This window comes from bacterium, assembly GCA_016702305.1.
Classification (GTDB): Bacteria; Electryoneota; RPQS01; order RPQS01; family RPQS01; genus JABWCQ01.
Genome location: JADJEH010000017.1, coordinates 731,452 through 751,072 on the forward strand (window position 1 = coordinate 731,452; position 19,621 = coordinate 751,072).

At 48.5% G+C, this 19,621-nt stretch carries 14 protein-coding genes; 11 read left to right on the forward strand and 3 right to left on the reverse strand.

Going from position 1 to position 19,621, the window contains the following annotated elements:
• Positions 1-248 precede the first annotated feature (248 nt).
• The 3 genes from IPH10_14490 (at position 249) to IPH10_14500 (ending at position 2,712) form a co-directional block, all read left to right on the forward strand.
• The gene (locus tag IPH10_14490; protein MBK6912113.1) at positions 249-845 is read left to right on the forward strand and encodes a hypothetical protein; all 597 of its coding nucleotides are present in this window, start codon (positions 249-251) and stop codon (positions 843-845) included.
• Complete coding sequence (locus IPH10_14495) at positions 836-1,306, forward strand: hypothetical protein (protein ID MBK6912114.1); 471 nt, start codon at positions 836-838, stop codon at positions 1,304-1,306. The genes IPH10_14490 and IPH10_14495 overlap by 10 nt, the downstream gene beginning before the upstream one ends.
• A gap of 227 nt (positions 1,307-1,533) precedes the next feature.
• A complete protein-coding gene (locus IPH10_14500) occupies positions 1,534-2,712 on the forward strand; it encodes a T9SS type A sorting domain-containing protein (protein ID MBK6912115.1) in 1,179 nt (392 codons plus the stop codon).
• A gap of 1,871 nt (positions 2,713-4,583) precedes the next feature.
• Here the strand turns inward: IPH10_14500 and IPH10_14505 are convergent.
• The 3 genes from IPH10_14505 to IPH10_14515 all read right to left on the reverse strand — a co-directional run bounded on the left by IPH10_14505 (position 4,584) and on the right by IPH10_14515 (position 7,885).
• Positions 4,584-7,220: a hypothetical protein gene (locus IPH10_14505; protein ID MBK6912116.1), complete on the reverse strand. Its 2,637-nt coding sequence runs from the start codon at positions 7,218-7,220 to the stop codon at positions 4,584-4,586.
• Positions 7,189-7,467 (reverse strand): hypothetical protein, encoded by a 279-nt coding sequence (locus tag IPH10_14510; GenBank protein MBK6912117.1) that lies wholly within the window; start codon positions 7,465-7,467, stop codon positions 7,189-7,191. Before IPH10_14510 ends, IPH10_14505 begins: the two co-directional genes overlap by 32 nt.
• An 85-nt stretch (positions 7,468-7,552) precedes the next feature.
• The gene (locus IPH10_14515; GenBank protein MBK6912118.1) at positions 7,553-7,885 is read right to left on the reverse strand and encodes a hypothetical protein; all 333 of its coding nucleotides are present in this window, start codon (positions 7,883-7,885) and stop codon (positions 7,553-7,555) included.
• A gap of 1,097 nt (positions 7,886-8,982) precedes the next feature.
• On the opposite strand from IPH10_14515, the gene IPH10_14520 reads away from it, so the two are divergent.
• The 8 genes from IPH10_14520 (at position 8,983) to IPH10_14555 (ending at position 19,555) form a co-directional block, all read left to right on the forward strand.
• Positions 8,983-9,765, forward strand: a complete 783-nt coding sequence (locus tag IPH10_14520) for a hypothetical protein (protein MBK6912119.1) — start codon at positions 8,983-8,985, stop codon at positions 9,763-9,765.
• Positions 9,766-10,259: 494 nt separating this feature from the next.
• A complete protein-coding gene (locus IPH10_14525) occupies positions 10,260-11,345 on the forward strand; it encodes a site-specific integrase (GenBank protein MBK6912120.1) in 1,086 nt (361 codons plus the stop codon).
• A gap of 99 nt (positions 11,346-11,444) precedes the next feature.
• Positions 11,445-11,657 carry a hypothetical protein gene (locus IPH10_14530; GenBank protein MBK6912121.1) on the forward strand — a complete coding sequence of 71 codons (213 nt, stop codon included), beginning with the start codon at positions 11,445-11,447 and terminating at the stop codon, positions 11,655-11,657.
• A gap of 83 nt (positions 11,658-11,740) precedes the next feature.
• Entirely contained in the window at positions 11,741-12,838 is a 1,098-nt protein-coding gene (locus tag IPH10_14535; protein MBK6912122.1) for a hypothetical protein, read from the forward strand.
• Between the two features lie 34 nt (positions 12,839-12,872).
• Entirely contained in the window at positions 12,873-13,517 is a 645-nt protein-coding gene (locus IPH10_14540) for a hypothetical protein (GenBank protein ID MBK6912123.1), read from the forward strand.
• Positions 13,518-13,525: 8 nt separating this feature from the next.
• The gene (locus tag IPH10_14545; protein MBK6912124.1) at positions 13,526-14,182 is read left to right on the forward strand and encodes a ThiF family adenylyltransferase; all 657 of its coding nucleotides are present in this window, start codon (positions 13,526-13,528) and stop codon (positions 14,180-14,182) included.
• Between the two features lie 395 nt (positions 14,183-14,577).
• Entirely contained in the window at positions 14,578-16,158 is a 1,581-nt protein-coding gene (locus tag IPH10_14550) for a T9SS type A sorting domain-containing protein (GenBank protein MBK6912125.1), read from the forward strand.
• 19 nt (positions 16,159-16,177) lie between these two features.
• Positions 16,178-19,555, forward strand: coding sequence for a S8 family serine peptidase (locus IPH10_14555; protein MBK6912126.1), 3,378 nt, complete (start codon positions 16,178-16,180; stop codon positions 19,553-19,555).
• Positions 19,556-19,621: the final 66 nt, after the last annotated feature.

Consider the following 19,621-nt stretch of genomic DNA (forward strand, 5'->3'; position numbering starts at 1 on the left):
TTTATGGCGTTGACCATGAAAGCCGATACTATGGCACGGGAGCCTTTTCGCTGATGTCTGGAACGGGATTCGCTGATGCCGACACGGTGACGATCCCGAGTCCGTATATTCCTGCTGCCAGTACTGGATCTTACTACAGTTCCACAGGCATAGAAACACAGTATTTTTACTATTCACTGCCAGATTGTGTGGTAACCTCAGTCCAAAACAGCACTCTTCGAGACTTCCACACTTTCGGTGATGCAGTCATGGTCGTACCTGATCAATCAACAGGCGCAGAGGCTCTAAACTACTTTTTGATTACGAATCACAAGCGCCTGAACCAGTTTGAGTTAAATTGGCCGGGAACCGGACTGTTGATTACGCACGTAGATCGCGCTGCTGACGACAGAAATGCGCCAAGCCAACACAAGCGTTTTGATATCGAACACCCAATGGGCTTGTTTGACTGGATTGAACCGTATGAGGACAGAGACACCGTTGGCGTTTTCGTATGGGGAAACGACACCGCATATCCAGATCCGATTGAGGGACTAGATTCTATGGATTATAATGCCACGGTAGTTGATTCCGTAGTTGCATACATGTACCCCTTCGGTAGAAGTGGCGGGCCGGGTTGCTTCTGGCAAGCGGGAATGGAGTTCACACCCTTCACGAATCCCAACACAAATTTATACGATGGTCTCAGCCAATCGATACCATCAGACATAAGCATCTCAAATATTCGTTACGATGATGTGAGTCGAACGTATACTGTTGATGCCTACACCGACCGTTGGGCGGAACTTATCCAAATGACGCAGTTTGGCGAGATACGGTGTTTGTGGAGTCAAACTTGGCTATAGCATTTACTTCAGAACTGACCATCGAGCCGGGAACCAATGTTTATGCTGACGCTGGCGCGACTATTACAATTGGTGGTTCTTTGGTCGCTCTTGGCACGGCCGACGAGCCAATCACCTTCCGCACCAAAGACCCAGGCGAGCGCTGGAACGGGCTAACCATCGTCGGCGGCAGCTTGGAGATGGACTATGTGAACTTGCGAGATTTCAAGGACTACGGCCTATACACGGAAGCTCCCGTTGCTCCAGTATCCATCAACCACGTGGACTTCGATTGCTCTTCGCTGAAGTTCAACGGCATCGGTTTGCGGCTCTGGAACTCGCCCACGGTCACGCAGCGGGTGCAAAATAGCGTCATGCATTCGGTGCCTTCCGATAGCCATGTCGTCGGAATGAACCTCTACAATTGCAAGCTTGCCTTCGACAATGTGACGATTGAGGACTGCGATTGGATTAATTTCTAATCAAGAAGACATCGGGTAGTTTCACGAATTGCGTATTCCGAGACCGCGCGCAGAACTACGCCGTTCTGTTTACCACTGCGCCGAACACTCCCAACTTCCGCTGCTGCACGTTCGAAAATCTGGCGCCATTCTCAGGGACATGGCCCACGACAATTTACTGCTCCGCCGGAACAACGCCCTCGTTCGGTGCCGAAGGAGACGTCGGCGACGGAGCAAGCTGTACCATCATGGATAGTAGGGACTACCTCCTGACCATGTCCGGCTGTTACACGCTCCCAATCGTGGATTCTGATCCGCCCGTGCCGCCGCAATACGGTTCCAGCAATGGCGGGCACAACAACTGGATTCAACTAGACGGGGCCGGGAAGTTCTTCAGAAACTTGCGGGACGACCTACTCTGCCAAGAATATCCCTGCACCGAGCAGTCTTGGAACCCGTGGACATCATCATCAATGTACACACCACAAGGACGCTGGGACTACGAACCGATGTCATTGATGTGGCCTGAGTGCGGCGGCGGTACCGGCTCAGCAATCCATGATGGCCTGTTGGCTCGCGATGAGGACGGCACGCTGGACGACGGCGAGTACGATGTGACAATGAATGAAGCGTTGCAATTCGAGCAGGCCGAGGATTACGCCGCAGCGCAGGAATTGTTCCGCTATGTGGCTGAAAACACGAGCGACACCATTCAGCGCTGGAATGCGCTGACCCATATTGTCGTCTGCGAATCCTTCACGCTGGACGGTGGATCATGGCTGCCAGTGCTCGTAGATGACATGATCGAGCAGGAGAACAGCTACGAGAGCCGTGTACTGGGCGAACGCCTACGGGCAAGTTTTTATCAAAACCGTGAAGAGTATGACGCGGCGATTGAGACGTGCGTAAATCTGCTGGGCAGCGGGTTGACGTTTGAAGATTCCATACAAGTTGCAATGGACCTGTTGGGCATCCAGAGTTCAATGGGTGAAGGAGCGGGAGGCAGCCTCGACGGGATGTCCGCGACCCACATGATCCCCGCATCCCTCCGCGCCGAAACGTCAGAAGAAGTTCTGCAGATTGAGCGAAACTTGTTCGCGTTGCTAAGTCCGAACCCGGAGCAACCTAGGGAATCTGCAAGCATTCCAGTGGAGTTCAAGCTCCATCCAAACCATCCCAACCCATTCAATCCATCAACGCTGATTGAGTTCGACATCCCCGAGGCCTTGCCTGTGACGCTGACGATCTTCAACTCCCTCGGCCAAACTGGGGCCACGATCATCGGCAAGCCGCTTCAAGCAGGGCACCACACTGTGACATGGGACGGTACAGCAGGAGACGGCTCCGAAGTCGCAACGGGTTTGTACATTTATCAGATCAAAGCGGGTTCGTTCACGGATTCCAAGAAGATGGTCTTAATGCGTTAGCCTACTTTCGATCCTCAAAGAGAACAAAGCCCTGGCAATTTGCTGGGGTTTTCGTTTCTGGCAGAAGAATCTGTCCGAGGACACTTTCACAGGAAAGGGATCACATGATAAATACACTTTGTGAATTGATTCGAAGCATCAGTAACGTTGCCAAGGCTGTTTGTACGGTGATTCGAAAATAAATAGCTCCAACGTGCGTGGCTAGAGCTTTTGAGAGTAGAAAAGGGTCGATAATTCGGCCTCTTTTCTTTTACTTACCACAGGCAAGTTATGGACTAACAATGATGCTACTGGTCAGCATCTTTGCGGTTACCCAGCATTCTTGTAGAACCACAAGAATGATTCGAGTTCATGAAGCCAAGAAGTGCCCTTCAAGCACGCGGGGGACGTTCAAACCACAGCGGACGAGAATTCCTTCGTGTTGAGGCTGTTGCATCCCTTAGAGGGCTTCCAGACGTGATTTTCTATCTAGATAATTTATGCAAAGGTGACTAAGCGGGATGCCATGTAACTAACTTTCGAGTTAGGCCTCGGCGAAGGCGAAAGGTCGACGGATTGGATTTCTGGCATAAGATGTAGTCCAAGGACATTCACTAAAGGGATTGATCAATGAAGAATAGACCAATCAGGTTTCTGGAACGGCTCTTAGATGGCGCAACATGGCTTGTCAAAGCCTTGACCCAGCGTCGCCGTTAGCATTTAGGCCAGCAGTTAGCTGGCCTTTCTTTTCGCTCTAAAAAGACAAAAGAGCACATCACGTGCTTCGACAATGATGGGGGTCACTGTTTCGGGCAACCCCCAAGGTCCCACTCGCATATGCTTATCAGCATATAACAAAACTCGCATTAATCAAGCAATTTGCGGTCAACCAAGACGTGATTAGATAACGCAAATAGGGTAGGTGATTAACCTACCCTTTGGGATTCCATGGCATTAGCATATCAAGACAAGACAGACAAGAAAAACTAATGGTAAAAATAGAATAGTATATAGTATACGATAAGAATAATGTGTATATATAAGGGAATGCAGGCCAGTGCGTCTGTCTGTCTTCCTTGTCTTTGGTACATCGCGGCGTGCAAAAATTCCCAAAAAAATTCTTGAAGTCGGTTTCGGGACCGGGTTCTGAAGGAGCCCCTACCTGTTAGGTCAGTGGGAGATCCTGACGGGGCTTGAGTAGAAGCCGAGGCTTCTACCAAAGCATGCTCATTAACTTAAGTTCCACCACGTCTTCGACATGTTTGATTCCATAGGTGAACCTACGGGTTCACGCACGTTGCCGAGATTATTGAAGTGGTCGATCCACATGCCCGCGAAGTTTGGAGCTTGTGGCTCCCGCTCGGCATCAGGATGATAATCTATGTCCGGTTTGATTGGATCACGTTTTCGCATGCCGAGTTGTCGAAGGCGTCGGCCTTCCAGCAATAAGTCTGATAATTTCATAGAGGGTTTTCTTTCTTTGGTTGGGCGTTCGTGCTGTTAAATGTCAATGTGCTCAGTGGAGGTGCTCGTTTTCACGGTCCGGTTCGGGGTATGATTTAGTTCAGTCTTGCCCCGCAGGGACCAATACAATCACAACTACTTTTCCGGTCCCGCAGATAGTGGGATTGGTGGCAAAGGTGATAAATTCGTTCGTAAACTTAAAGCCCTAAAATGGGCCTTAAGTTATTGTTTTTGTTGCGCTGGTGGTAAAAGTGGTGGTAATGATGGATTTTAGAGCCCTAAAACTATTTCCGGCGGGGGCTGTCCTGCTTGGGATATCCAGTATATCTATACCTAAAATAACTTTAAGAGAAAAGAATATCACTTTTACCACTATTACCACCAACACATGTTTTTCCTCGACTTACGGAGTGGCAAACTCGGTTTTTCTAGAACGGGAGGTTATCACTTTCTTCACTTTTCGCTTGATCATCAGTCTTAGGGTCGACATAGTAGCTTTTCGGTCGAAGTATTTTGAACCCAAGTTGCTGTTTGTTGTTTTTGTGGTCGCTTCGCATGGAAATCACGCCCATTCTGACCAGTGCTTCGGTGTAGGCTTTGATCGTACTTGTACTGCGCAGACCGAGGAAGTTGATTGCTGCACGGATGTCTTGAAGCTTGACATAAAACTCGTCGCGATATTCCGTCGGATCATACCAAATTACTTTGACCGTATAGCCTTTCACATTGGTTACGGTTTCATGTCGGCCCATGACCAATATCTCTGCTAACTCTTCAGCTTCCATTTCCACGCTTGTCATGCTGGACGCGTACAGATCGTCCGCAAGCGGCGTGATGGGTGCGGCAAGGAAGTAGCGGTTTCTGGGATCACGGTTCTTGGACAGGTGCTCGAACCGTTCTTTTAGTTCGGTTCGCACGTAATGCCCTAACCGGTCTTCTAACTTGAACTTGATCTCCCGGTCGATTTTGTCATCGGGGACTTCCTTGCAATAGTGAATGAAGAAGTTGTTGACCTTCTCGCTTCGCGGTCCCTCACCCCATTTTAAGGCAATTGGTTTAGGGTCATTAGTTGCAAAGATCAGGTTCAAATTGTTCGGAGCATTAAATTCACTTTCATACTTCTTGTTGATCGACAGCTTGTCGCTTCCGGTAATGCGTTTCAGTTCGGCATACTGCTCGGGCTTGTGCGAGTTTCGGTTTTCGTCCACGAATAGCAGCTTGTTCGTGTATTGCGGATTAAAGGGCTTCACGTCCCCGTCCCACAATCCCAACAGCTTCGGATAGATCTTACCGACCATGTCGGCAAACGTGTTCTTCCCGGCTGACCGGCTGCCAGCCAAAACAATGACCGGCAGCTGTTGATAGTTTGTATACGTATAAACTGCGAGCCAATTCTTGATGAATTCAGCATGTTCCCCGAATAGTTCTTCAAGGAAGCGATTGATCAATGCGTTGTCCTGAATCTTTGCAGGGATAGCCGGATAGCGCAGGATAATTGCATTCTCCTCCGGTTCAAAGGCATAGCCGATCTTTTCGCTATCCGCACTTCCAATTCTGCGCAACTGAAAGTCGTCACTGGAAAAACTAAGTTTTGGGTTGTTGAAAACAGCACGCTTGGCGTATTCGAAGTCTTCTTGATTTCGAAAGTGTTCCTTCTTCAGCAATTCCGGGCTGATGTACTTGTTGGCCCGTGTTTCAATTCGGTGCAATTCACCCTTGAAGGCGAACATGCCCGGCGTTACAGGATGTTCAAAGTACGCCTTGTTACACTTCTCACACCAAATGTGCGCGAAGTGGAATTCATCCAGTCTTGCCAAAGCGGTTTGGCTACTGCATGCAGGGCATACAACTGTTACTTCTTCAACGATGTTCAAGTGGACATCCTTTAATGTCCCCAGGTCGGTTTCAATCCAGGTATCATCTGTCCGAATGCTAAGGCAGTCAGCCCAGCCGATCTGCGAATAGACCGAACTAGGTTTCCGCCCTTTTGCTGCCCAACCAGCCGGTGCCTTTGGTGCACCAGCAGGCAAGTCAAACTTCAGGCCTTGGTCACGGAACTTGTCGTACCCCTGCGGACCATTCCAGTTTTCGGCGATGTAATTGAAAAGGTGGTCAAGTCTATCTTGGTCAAATCGTTCTGGTTCACGTTTGCACAATTCAGTGAAGCGTTCCCATCCACCTGCAAACACCCGATAGTTTGAAGCTAGGCCGAGCCAAGGGTCATGCTGCCAACCGCATGGGTTGTCTTCGAACTTCCGAATGATTGGACAGTGTTCAACCATTCGTTCAAGCCCAGGCTGGTCAAGTTGTAAGTGCGATGAACTCATGCTGATTCGCTCGGCACTTTTAGAAGGTGGCGCTGAACCTACTACTTCCAAAACCTGTGTGGCAGCAGTCTTCGGAGCATTCCGCAGAAATTCCAAAGGATCTTCAACTGGTTCGAATGTATCGGCATTCAAGAAGCAACTGCGTTGCTTGGACACTTTGTGAAGCGCCAACGGTAACTTCACCAGATTGCCGAGCGGTTGGGTTGGTGTCAATACGTCCTGCTTCGGGAAGACTTCGATGTGCAGATGGTCAGGTAACTGACCAACCCGCTGCACGATTGTTTCGCCAAAGCGCTTAGCTTGAATTGCGGGGATCAGTTCTTCGAACAGAACCGTAACGTGGTAGCCCTTGAATCCGCTGAATTCAAGAATCGGTTCAATGCCCAAAGCGCGGCATTCAGCAACTACCCGCTTCGCGGTGTCAGCCAAAACGGGTTTGAATTCTTCAATCTGATCGATTTTCGATTTAGCCAAATCAATATCCAGCGTCACGTACTTAACCCGATTTTCTTGGTCAAGGCTATAAGCACCGATGGTGGTCTTACCTTCGATGTGGTCTTGTATTGCCGATAAGGTTAGTTCGCGATTCTGCGCGTAGTAACTGCCGTCAGAGTTTTGCACGGCATAATTATCAACTCTCGTTCCAAAATTGTGTAGTAACCCCGACGCAAGCAGAACTACCTGCGCCGGGTTTGTAAGATCATTATTAAATGTTTGCTGGTCGTCTGTGTAATTCATATTCCTGGTCTCCATATGCTTGTCTCCTAAGGTTAAAGATGAGAGTTTTGATGTTTTTGTATGCGCTTAAATAATCTGCCAGATTGACGGTGGCAGTTCCGCTGAAGAACTCGCGCTCAAGCTTGCGAGTTAGGTCCGTATCACGGAACTCGATCCACACTTGACCACGCTGGTCAAGTTCGTGCCCGGTCATTTCGCATCGATGCGAAGCAAGTAGGCAACTAATTCCGAAGTCTTTAGTTTTCATTGTTGTACTCCTTGTTTTTGTGTAAGCACGCCGCTTTCAACGACGTGTTGCAGCCAATTAACTTCAGCAGATGCTAAATAGCGGGTCATCTTGGGACGAGGCTGCTTGATCCGTTGACCGTTCCGATTCCGCTAAGCGGAATTACCGTGTAAAACGGATTGATTCTTGTTCGAAATAGTTCGACCACATCCCGCGCATAAGCTTCTGGAAGTAGGTCCACCTGCTTCAGGTAGTCAAGCACATCGTTCTTTCGGAATAGGTCGATGACTTGGCCATCCACGTACATGGTTTCCATATTTCGATACAGGTAGAACTGTGCATTGCGGTCTTGAAGTGATGTTACCAGAATGTCAATCTGCTGGTTGATGTAGTGTTCTTTTGCCTGGGGTTCATACCAGGAGAAACTTGGTTTTTTCATTTTTACATTCTCCATTTCATGTGGTTAATTCACCGGCATAAAAAAAGCCGGAGTCTGTGCGACTTCGGCTGAAGGGTTCATGATTACTTACTGTGACATTCACATACCGAATCATACCATACAGACGAAGACGCAAGCTGAAAGGCACCCTTTGGTGCTGCTTTCGGTCGTTAGTCGTTCGTCTATAGTATTGGCGTTAGTCTGATTTTTCAGTTTAACGCCCGGATTCGATCGTATTTCTTTAGGAATTTCGATTCGATGGAATCGCCATGCCCTATATATAATATAATCAAAACCGAACGCGATTGCAAGTCGCGCACGGCGAATTTCTAGTGATTAACCCATAAAAACCCCCTATATCGGCACGAAACTGAAATTTTTTTGCGATCGTGATCGATTTATTTTAGCGCGGTTAATCAGCGATTTAATCGGCGCCGAAAAAATTGCATCGAACATTCTTCGACACGCGCCGCAAGTTAAGTTTGCATCGTCAGACATGAACCAAACAAACACTTTGAATTGAACGTTGCCTTGACCGCTCAAACTCGATTCGATGTTGTGACCAGTCTTTCCCGCATTGTCCCGCCAAAGGTCCCGAGTTGATGTCCCGATCTGCGCGTGGGACTTTCCTAGCTAAGGCGTAGAAGTAGCCAGGAAGTTGGACGTGTGCTTAGGCACCTCCTCTCCGGATCGTCCCCAATTCTACAGAACCCTAAGTCCAAAAGATGTTCAATTTCGGGCGATCATCCGGCAGCGTGCCTTTGTCGGCGGATAACGCCCCACGGGCTGATTCTGGGGCCTTGTTTTTTAACGGGTTAGCTGGCCTATCGGCAAGCCTGGGGCCAGCATTTCCGTAAGTCACGATTAAACAGACTCATGCGAAGGACTTTCTGATCGTGGTTACCGCCGTGTCTCGGTGTTCCCGCCCGCCGCCGCCGTTAAAATCAACTTCAGAATGACATCCTGCACGACGGAATCTGACGCACCGGGGTATTGCCTTTCTAACTTCCAGCCCCAAACTTCACCAACGTGCCATGAACTATTGAATTGACATCTTTCTCTCTGTATCTTGGCTTCGTCGAAGTTAACGGAATGACATGGCGATGAATACCTGCATCCCCAGCCAGTGGCGCATTGTCGAGATGCCAATGTTTAGCATTGAGATGTTTGAGACACCGATGCTTTGGCTTCACGATGAACGGCATGGATTCTTAAGATTCTGCGGAATGGAAGCAGGCGTTGACTATCAGCTTTCAGAACGGGATGGAAAACCGTTTATCGAATTTACGTGGTGGGAACCGCATCGTCTTCCGCATTGCGGTCGGGGTTGGGCAAGTATTGACGGCCTATCCCTGCATGGAAAGATCTACATGCATGCCGGAGATCGTTCCGACTTCAAAGCCATTCAAGTATATGGTGACCCGGATGAAGATTCGGTAGAAGCAATCTACACCAATGCTAAGGCTCAATCCCGACGCAAGCCAGTGATTCAACAGTCGAGGAAATCAACCGCTGTGCCGCGTTCGCGCAAAGTACAAAGCCCCATACCAGACAAAGTGCGCACGGCACTGAAAGAACGACTGGAACGGCATATTGAGGCAAATTGGGACCATACGCTCGTCAGATTGATCCTACGCTTTCGTGCTGCCTACGCCTACGTTGATGTTCAAGATCCGACACAGAACTTTCCAACACACCTTTGCCGCTTGGGGTATCTGGGCGGAATTGAAAAATGGGAATTCGCATTCTTCAAGTATAGTGATGAAGTTTATGAGAAGTCGCGGGATTGGTCAGGCTCATTCACCACAACCCCGGAACAGGCATTTGATGTTGCGGCAACAGTCTACTTGGCTGACAACAACCCGCCATCGAAGCAGTAAGAGTGACACGCCCAGTAGTTGCGTGCGCTGAATCCAAACAACATGCTTCTGGGAACGGCCAGATCAATATGGTCATCGTCGTGCTTCTTGGATCTGACCATAAGCCAGATGCATTCAATTCACCTTTCTGCAGCAGACAACAAAACTCCAATAGCATGCCGATTGAATTCCGTGCGTCAGTAAACCTCGTGTCGTATCGCTGCATCTCGAAAATCCGATTCGAATCGTGTATATTGACCTGATTATCACCCGTTTCTTGCACGCTCTCGCTCCGACAAATGACGTAAAATCGTCTCGTCGTCGCTCCAAGAGTCTTGTAAATATTGAATTTTGAGACCCTTGGAAGGCGTGCATACGGGAAACCGTATCGGGGGTTCGAATCCCCCTCTCTCCGCAAGAAGCCCGCAAGCTATTGATTTTGTAGCTTGTGGGCTTTATATTTTGGGGAGATGTGCCATTAGTGTGCCACATCAAAACCCACCCTTGAGGCGCTCATGAAGAAGCCTACCATGCCCAATGTCCGCAGCCGCACGTTGCCAAGCGGAAAGACCACCTACTTCTTGGACTATGTTGACATCCGAACAGACGAGCGGAAACGCCTGACCGTCGGTTCGCGCAAAGCCGATGCACAGAAGAAGGCCAAGGAAATCTATGACACGATGATGGCCCGTTTCGTGGGCGAGCCTGAAACCCTACGATCCGAAACGACCATCGACGACCTTGTTTCGTCATTCTTCAGAAGCCGCGAGGGGCGAAACTCGCAACGGACAATCCGGCGTTATCAGATCTTTGCCAGACATTTCCAGGAATTTATGGCCAATCACTTCAGCAAAGTGAGGCGTGCCTCGGAAATTCGACGGGTGTACCTTGAAGAGCTCCTGTCGCACCTTGCGAAAGCCGGCCAAGAGCCACGCACTCTGAATGCAGAACTGAATTTTCTCAAGATGCTGTTCAAGTACGGCATCGAAGAGAGTTTCCTACTTGATAGCCCCGCACAACGAATTAGACCATTTCGTGAAACTAAGAAGGCTGAAGCAGTTCACTTCTGGTCTGAAGACGAAGTCAGAGCGATTCTGGCGACCGTTCGTCCACATTGGAAACCGATCTTCGAGTTTCTCTATCACACTGGACTCCGGAAGGGTGAATTAATACACTTGACGTGGGAAGATGTCACTCTTACAGGGAACCAACCAGCGCTAAGAGTGCAAGCTAAGGACGATTGGGTAACGAAGACCATTAGCAGGCGTGTCGTGCCGCTGAGTAGCCGCGCCGTCGAACTACTGTCCAGCTTGAAAAGGTCGCCAAAACATCAGCGTGTGTTCAGCGGTCCTGAAGGAGGGTTTGTTCACCCAGACAAGATATACAACGAGCTGAAACTCGCGTTGAAGAAACTCGGTTTGGTAGGGGACGTACATCAGTGGCGACACACGTTCGCGTCGCATCTCGTAATGAAGGGTGTTGGGCTCGAAACCGTATCGAAGTTGCTTGGTCACGCCAGCATCGAAATGACGATGAAGTACGCGCACCTAGCACCAGCACATTTGCAAATTGCAGTCAATGAATTGCCCGCTTTGTCGTAACACACTCTTTTGCCCTATTCCCTGGCATAAGAGATCAAGAAAGAAAGGGCCCCGCATTGTGCGGGGCCTTCTTGTTGACAAACCATTCAGGAGAATCTCATGCGCGTAAAAGTATTGTGCTTAGGCCGCTCGGCTAAGGAAATCAACGTCAGTGACGGTACGACCGTCGAACAAGCCATCGCGGAAGCTGGTTTCCCGAAGGATTCCAGCTACACCCGGCACCTGAACGGGAGCCCGTGCTTCGACACGGATGTCGTTGTCGAAGGAGCCGTGCTCACGCTCGTGCCACAAGTGAAAGGCGGGGGTTGGTAGGCAGGATTCTTCGCTGCCTGCCTATTAAGAGGGGGCTATGATCCAAGTGGTCATGGCCCTCTCTTTCCTCCGGAGGAACGCTAATGATTGAACAACAGATACGAACACTGTGCGACTTCCATGCGCAGAAGTGGCATACGCCTGTCACACTGATCACGAACGCAAACGAAGTTGCGGAATGGCATGAGGTCGGGGTGGCCGTCTACGTGAACGCAGACAAAGATTCCCAATTCTGCAAGGACCTGTTCGGTGATCCGCTTGTGATGGAATCGGTACTTATCGGAAAGGTGTCGCCGAACTGGCTAGTCTTGTACGGCGCCCCGCGTGTGGACGTAACTTCGAATGTCCTGGATCAGCATTTGCCACGCATGTGCCGTGCATTTCGCAGTGCACAACGAATGGCGTTGATTGAAACGATGCAGACCGTTGCAGTAGAACGAAAACAGGAACTCGCACGCAGTCTTCGAGATGACAAATACGAACTCGAACGACTGTGTATGCAAGTTATGACATTGTCGCGCAAGATCGAAGGTGACAACGAAGTCTTACGACTGTTCAGCAGAGCACCTGGATTGATTAAAGCAAAAGCAACCCGCACATTTGTCGAGATGATGAAGTTGGTGCCAAGTTGCTATGAATCTATCAAGCTGGACGAATCCTCGATCATTGCGACGACGTATTCCATTGTGCTGGAACATGACGGCAGTCGATACGACTTTGAACCGTACGTCGTAGAAGTGAAACTCGACACCGGCAAAGTGCTGATCACCGGTGGTACTGAAATGAACGGCTATATACATCCGCATGTGACGGATGATCCGAGCAATATCTGCTGGGGAAACATCGGACATCTTGTTTCACGTCTTGCAGGAGAGCTTGATTTGCATGGATTGCTTCAACTCGTGCATCAGTTCTTACACAGCTACAACAGCAGCGATCCTTTCCAGAAGATCGAGAAGTGGGATACGGAATATGTTGAAGACAGCGACGACGAACCATACTGCTCTTGGTGTGACGACTATGGTCACGAAATCGACAATTGCGATTCGTGCTGGTGGTGTGAACATTGCCAGCAATACGATGACCACGACGAAGAAGGCTGTCCAAATGCTCCGAAGAGCGAAGAAGAAGAGGAGGATGCCGATGCAAAACTTGCAGAGGACACAGCGACAGCCGGTTGATGCAGGCGTGAAGATTCAAGTCGAAGCAACTGCTATGCAGAAACTGTGGCTGTGGACGGACATGGCAAAAGGCGAAGTCTCGTGTCTTGGACTCGTTGATGAAGTTGTGAATGCCGACACAAAACGCATCACGGCATTAGTCGTCACAGACTTTCATCTCGTCAAGCAAAACTGCACGTACGATGAAACCGACATGGACATCGCCGACGTTGCGCGATTGATCTCCGAGCTTGAAGCGAAGGGAATTGATTCCCGGAAGCTACGCTGTTGGGCACATTCGCATGGCGCCATGTCCGTGTTTTGGAGCGGCCAGGATGAATCTTGCATATCAGGACTCGCCAATAACGAATGGCTATTGTCCCTGGTCGTCAACAAACGTCGCGACACACAGATGCGCTTGGACCAGTACAACCCGAGTCACATGTTCATTCCTGATGTGGTCTGGGAGACTAAGTTTCCACTGGTAGACGGTCTTGCAGAAACATGCTTTGACGAGTTCAAGGCCAAGGTCAAGGAGTCCCAGTATCGCTCGATGCTGAAGAACTCACGAGAGAAATCTGTTCTCGGAGACTTGAAGTCTGCCAACGAGAGAGGAACTCTCACGGATGAAGACTTGATGGAAGAGATGGACTGGCTGGGATTGCACAGGGATGATCTTGATGAACTCGAACCATTTTAGGAGAGCCCATGACAGATCCAAGATTTCTACGACAGCAAGATGTTGTCGATGCGGAGAAACTTGCGAACTTGCAAGTTACTTTGATCGGTCTGGGTTCCATTGGGAGCGTCACGGGATTGTATCTTGCCAAGATGGGAGTGGTCAATTTGACCACTTTCGATGCCGATGCTGTGGATATTCACAATGTCAGCAATCAGGCTTATGGGATGCCTGATGTCGGATTGCTTAAGGCGGATGCGTTCTCGAATCTCGTGGAGAACCAGACTGGCGTGATGCCATACAGTACCTGTTTGCAATATGACGGAAGACCACTTTCAGGAGTCGTCATATCCGCTGTCGACAGCATGGATAGTCGCAAGGCAATTTGGAAGGAAATTCGAGGTCAAGCTGACGTGCAGCTCTACATTGATTCCCGCATGGCGCTGAACACTATGGACATTCACATTGTGCGGCCGCAAGTCCGATCTGATAGAATCAGCTACGCGCAAACACTTGTATCCGACGATCAGACTTTGCAGGAGCCTTGCACAGCGCGCACCGTGTGTTTCACACCGTTGATGGCCGCCAGTGTTGTCTGCAACCTCGTGAAACGGTTCGTAAACGAAGAACAACTACCACATCGTGTGATTCTTGATCTCGCGACTTGGACACTAATCACAAACTAGGAGAACAACAATATGAGCCGAAAGAGCTGTGTCATCGTAGACGCCGTATGCACCGTCGCAGATCGCATCTGTGGAAATGACCGGCAGGATGACGACAAGGACGAAAAGTAGGTCGTTCGGCCGGAGAAAGAAGAGCCTGGCGGGGGCTCTTTCTTTTAGCCGGCAAGGCCGGCATAAAGGCCAAGAAAACAATAATCTAAGACTGCTTCTGCATTAAGTAACATTATCACTTCTTTCAGCACTTGCGAGGCTTTCTTGTGTTGAATCCTCGAAACACTTACATTGTTCTTTACCAGTGGTGCTTCATGCAAATGCTTGCGTATTCTGAAGTCACTCGGCGTGAGTGTGAAATCCTTTTCACTCCAACTTGCGGAAATTCTAACCTCGAGGGAAATATGGACAACTTGACTTCCTTCCGGCCGTTTGCTACCTTCCCATCAGGTCTTGGGATTCTGGCAGGAAAACTTAGCCTTGAGGCCACGAAAATGACAGCGCGAATTCCAACTGTATTCAATCTTTTGAAGCGGGTGGGGTTCGTGTTTTTGTTGTTGGGGTCGAATGTGAGTGCTCAGCCACCGGATACGATGTGGACCAGACATTATCCGGATTCAGGCGATCCGTGGGAGATTATAGCAACAATTGATGGGGGCTACATTGTTGCGGAAAAGGATTTCCAATTTAGCGATGCTGCACTAACAAAACTTGATTCCCTTGGGAATATTGAATGGAGAAATGTTTATGTCGTGGACAATCGCAGTACAATTTACAATGTAGTTGAATTCGAAGGGGGCTACGCTGCCGTGGGATTCCGTGCAGGATTTCCGCATAACCCTGATTTCGCAACTTATATTATCTGCATTAATCATTCCGGCGATACACTTTGGACAAGACAAATAAATCTGGATACTTTGAATGACCGCCTCCAAGATATTGTCGCATTGAACGACGGTTTCATTTGTGTTGGAGAGGCGGGCTATTATGGGGATTCTTTTGATGCAGGAGATGTTCTCATCATGCGACTAACGCTTCAAGGCGATACACTTTGGACAAGGCGGTATGGGACGTCACTGCCGGATATGGCTTACGATGTCTTTCAGCTGTCTGAAGACCGGTATTTGATCTCGGGAACGGTAGGCAATCCGGGTGCGACGAATCAGCACTTTACCTCGGCTTTTGCATTGCTGATCAACGGAGCCGGGGATTCGCTGTGGATGCACACATACGGCGGCGAAGAGTATATTTTATGTGAGGAAGGAGAGCCAGACGGAGAGGGAGGGTTTCTGCTCACAGGTGTTGTAAGGAGTGAATCATGGGGTGTCGGTGATGTCTATGTCATGCGAGGAGATTCGCTCGGCAATATCGTGTGGGAAAGACGAATGGGAGGCGAGCATAATCAAGTCGGGCGAAGCATATGCGAACACTCTGACGGAGGCTATACGATTCTGGGTGGTCAAGGACTTACCGATACTCTGGGGTTACGAGCGTATGCTCTAAGATTGAACGCCAATGGCGATTCATTGTGGGCGGCTACTTACTCCGGTCCTTGGGGGGGGGGGGCTTATATTGTTGGACTTGGCGGAGTTGTTCAGCCAGATGGTCGTTATACTATACTGGGGATGCAGTATAATTTTGATGAGGAAGTACCTCAGGGCATGCTGTTGATCCAGACCTACCCTGAAGGATTAAGCGCGTACGATGCGCCCTCGGAAGTGCCCAACTTAGGCGAGCTAATTGCCTATCCGAATCCCTTCAATTCGTCCGTAACAATTCAATTTTCAATCAGAGAGTTTACCGATTTTACCTTGGGTGTTTATAATGTCCAAGGCCGCCTTGTTAAAACTGTGCCCTTTGGCAAATCATTTCCAGGAATCTATACGACAACCCTAAGCGGCGATGATTTGGCTTCAGGAGTTTATTTCGTCAGTTTGATGTCGGGCAAAAGAATTCAAACACAACGAATCGTTTTCCAAAAATAGAAAAGAATCGAAGGTTCAAATGAAAGCTCATTTTTTAAACACCATCACAATATGCGTCACTCTTGCGTTTAGCCAATGTGTTTTTGCAACGACTTATGAAATTATCAAGAATGCGAATAGTGAGTTGGTTGCTAACTGTAACCTCCTTGTTAAAGCCAAAGAAGGGGTGACCAACACAGAATTTGCAAGCAAAATATCGTCTTTGGGAGCAACAGTTGTTCATGAGTATGAATACGACAACTGGTATCTGGTTCGGTTCGCAAACGAAGACGCAGACGAGAATCTCGAAGATGTGCTGGAATTAGACCAGGTGGCCGCTGCTCATTTTGACTGGGTTATATTCCCAAACAACTATACTCCAGCGGAGGCATTGTTTGAAGACCAGTGGCCGCTAACTTCGATAGGAGGATCGACGGTAAGCACTAATGTTCATGAAGCTTGGTCCCTCACGAGGGGCAGTTCAAATGCTGGCATACTCATCCTCGATTCAGGTTGGCCCAATGATGACCATGCCGACTGGGATGATACTGCAGGGCTTCTAAAATTGCCTGCCACAAATGCACAAGGCAACCCATTGAATTTTGCAAGCGGCACATACGGTACACCGTATGAAGCGGACGAGGATGAATTAGGTCATGCAACAGCTATCGGCGGGATCATAGCCGCAGAGCATGATGGTGTTGAGCTGTGCGGCATATCGCCACACAATTATACGATTAGTGCCAATATTTTTTTCAGGTGGGATCATGAAGGTTGCGAGAGACCCGCTGGGCTTGCTTCAGATGCTTTATTGGCACTCGAGTGGTTGTATCAAGAATGGAATTCTGATCCTAACTATGGTCTTCGCGGTGACCTATTTCTTGACGAAGTAGATATTGTCAACGCTTCTTGGTCGTACTATCGACAAGGTGAAGAGGGTGCATATGATGCTTTGCTCTCCTTTATCACAAGTCAACTTGCATATGGAGACAATATTCTCTTCGTGACAAGTGCAGGCCACCATGAAAGCGAAGGATCACCACTTTTAAATTTCCCCGCCTACTCTGCGGATGAATCTATCAATATAATTGCTGTAAATGCCTTTGATCGTAATGGCGATTGGGCAGAATACTCAAACTATCTTTATGACGAAGGTCCGCCAATAAACTTAGTTGGCGCTCCCGGCGGCACAAATGGAATCTACAGCGTTCTTGAAGCTTGGCCCTGTAAGAATGCTTCAAATCCTGACTTTACGGATGAAGATGATGTAATCGTAGATTGGCATGGCGAGATGTCAGATTACTATGACGACGGTACTGGAAACCCCAATGATGGGAACGGATATTATGGGGGAGCTTCGGTTGCGACCGCTCATGTGACTGGAATTGCAGCGCTGGTTCATTCATTAAATCCAAATATTGACGTTGAAGATTGGCGGAGTCTGCTTATTTCGACAGCCCTTCCAGGCGATGAGGAAAACGGTGCGGGAAGAGTCAATGCACTTCGTGCAGTGTTAAAAACTCAAGGGATAAAAACACTTCAGTATGATCTCAACATTCCTGTAGATGTTACAATTGAAGATGGCTTGATTATTCCTGAGGGGATAACTCTTACAGTAGAACCCGGAGTCAATATCACGATGGGATATAGGTCTCAAATTATTGTGGAGCAAGGCGGAAAACTAAAGCTCCAAGGCACCACTTGGGAGCATATAGATATTTCATGTGAAGACACGCCGAACAACTTTTGGAAAGGAATTGATTCAGAAGAGGGACAAATAACGCTTGAATGGGTAGACATTCGTGGCGTGCGCGGAACATGGAGTGAAACTTTTCACACGATTTTTGCGAGGAATTCACAGCCCCTTGGAGAAACATACCCGGTTTACATTTCAAATTGCACAATAGATGGAGCAGGTGTTGTAATTTGGGGAACTCCAGAAGAGACTACAAGGATGAACGAAACAACGATTCAAAATGTTTCGGGAACTTATAGTGCCGGACTATATCTTTATAACTGTAACGTTTTGTTTACGCAGGTCTTTGTTCTAAATTGTACTGTGCACAATTCGTATTTGAAAACGATTAGTGGCAGCTTCTATGACTGCACGTTTGAAGGAGAGACCACAGCCTATGGAGTATTGTGCAACGTGCCGACATGCAACCCGAATTTTTACTGCTGCTACTTTTGGTATACAGCTTCACCGTATACCTATTTAGGGGCATCACTGTTTTCTTCTTACGGATGTGCGCCAAGAGTCGGAGCGGGGTCTCTAAACTGCTATTTTCGAGACGACTCGCATGCATTGATAGCATGTGAGGGTACCAGTCCTCTTCCAATCATTTCTTACGCGCACAATTGTTTTGTACAGGAGGGTGATCATTTTTTTAGATGGTGGGATGCTCCCTCTACTCCGAGTGTTTATGATGTATCGGAGCAATGCTGGGATCCTTCTCCTCCTTCTATTGAGAGGTTCATTCCCGAAGACATAGACTATTGGGACTTCTCATCGGCAAATCCTCCAAATCCCGGTTGTATTTCTTTGCAGGGCAGCAATTCTTCTGATGGCGGAGCGAGAAACTCACTTGATGATAGTTTTCAGGATTCATTGAATCATGCCATTGACCTAGAAGTTGAGGGTGAATACTCTATGGCTCAAGCTTTGTATATTGAATTGCTTAACGACTCAGCAAGCAAGGAAATTAAACTGCAGGCCCTAAGCCGAGCAATTGCAAATCAAGTACATCTCGATTCATCTTCATGGATTCCTGAAGTTATTGACGAGTTTATACAGGAATCTGATAGTACTTATGATGATGTAGTGATTGGGTTGCGTTTAAAGACAATCCACCACTTAAAGAACCATGACTACGAGGCAGCAATCGAAGTGTGCAATGTACTTCTTGCAAGTGATTTGTCTGAGCGCGATAGCTTGCACGTTGTGATCGATTTGTTGAGTATCCAGATGTCAGCAGGAATTGTTTCGCCAGACGGAAGGCTTGACAATCCAAGGCTCAATGTTCCAATAGAGTACACAATTTCAGCTATCGCGGAAGGGCTTTCAAGGGAACAAGACTTACTTAGTAGAATTGCCTTCGTAGGCGAGAGAGACAAAAGTTCTCTATCAGGCGAGTCTCCGATTGCCTATGCACTAAACCAGAACTACCCGAACCCATTCAACCCGAGCACCGAGATCCGCTTCGATCTGCCAGAAGCGATTCATGCGGAATTGAAGGTGTTCAACATCCTTGGACAAGAAGTGACGACGCTTGTGGATGACGTTCGTGCAGCAGGTGCGTATCGCGTCCTCTGGGACGGCAAGAATGCGGCCGGACTGACGGTGGCATCCGGTGTCTACATCTACCAAATCAAAACACCGAACTTCACAGATGCCAAGAAGATGATGCTGATAAGGTAAATCGCTTGGACGCACTACTGCGTAAAATAGGCTACCATGGGAAGGTTGCCTGGTTCATAACGATCC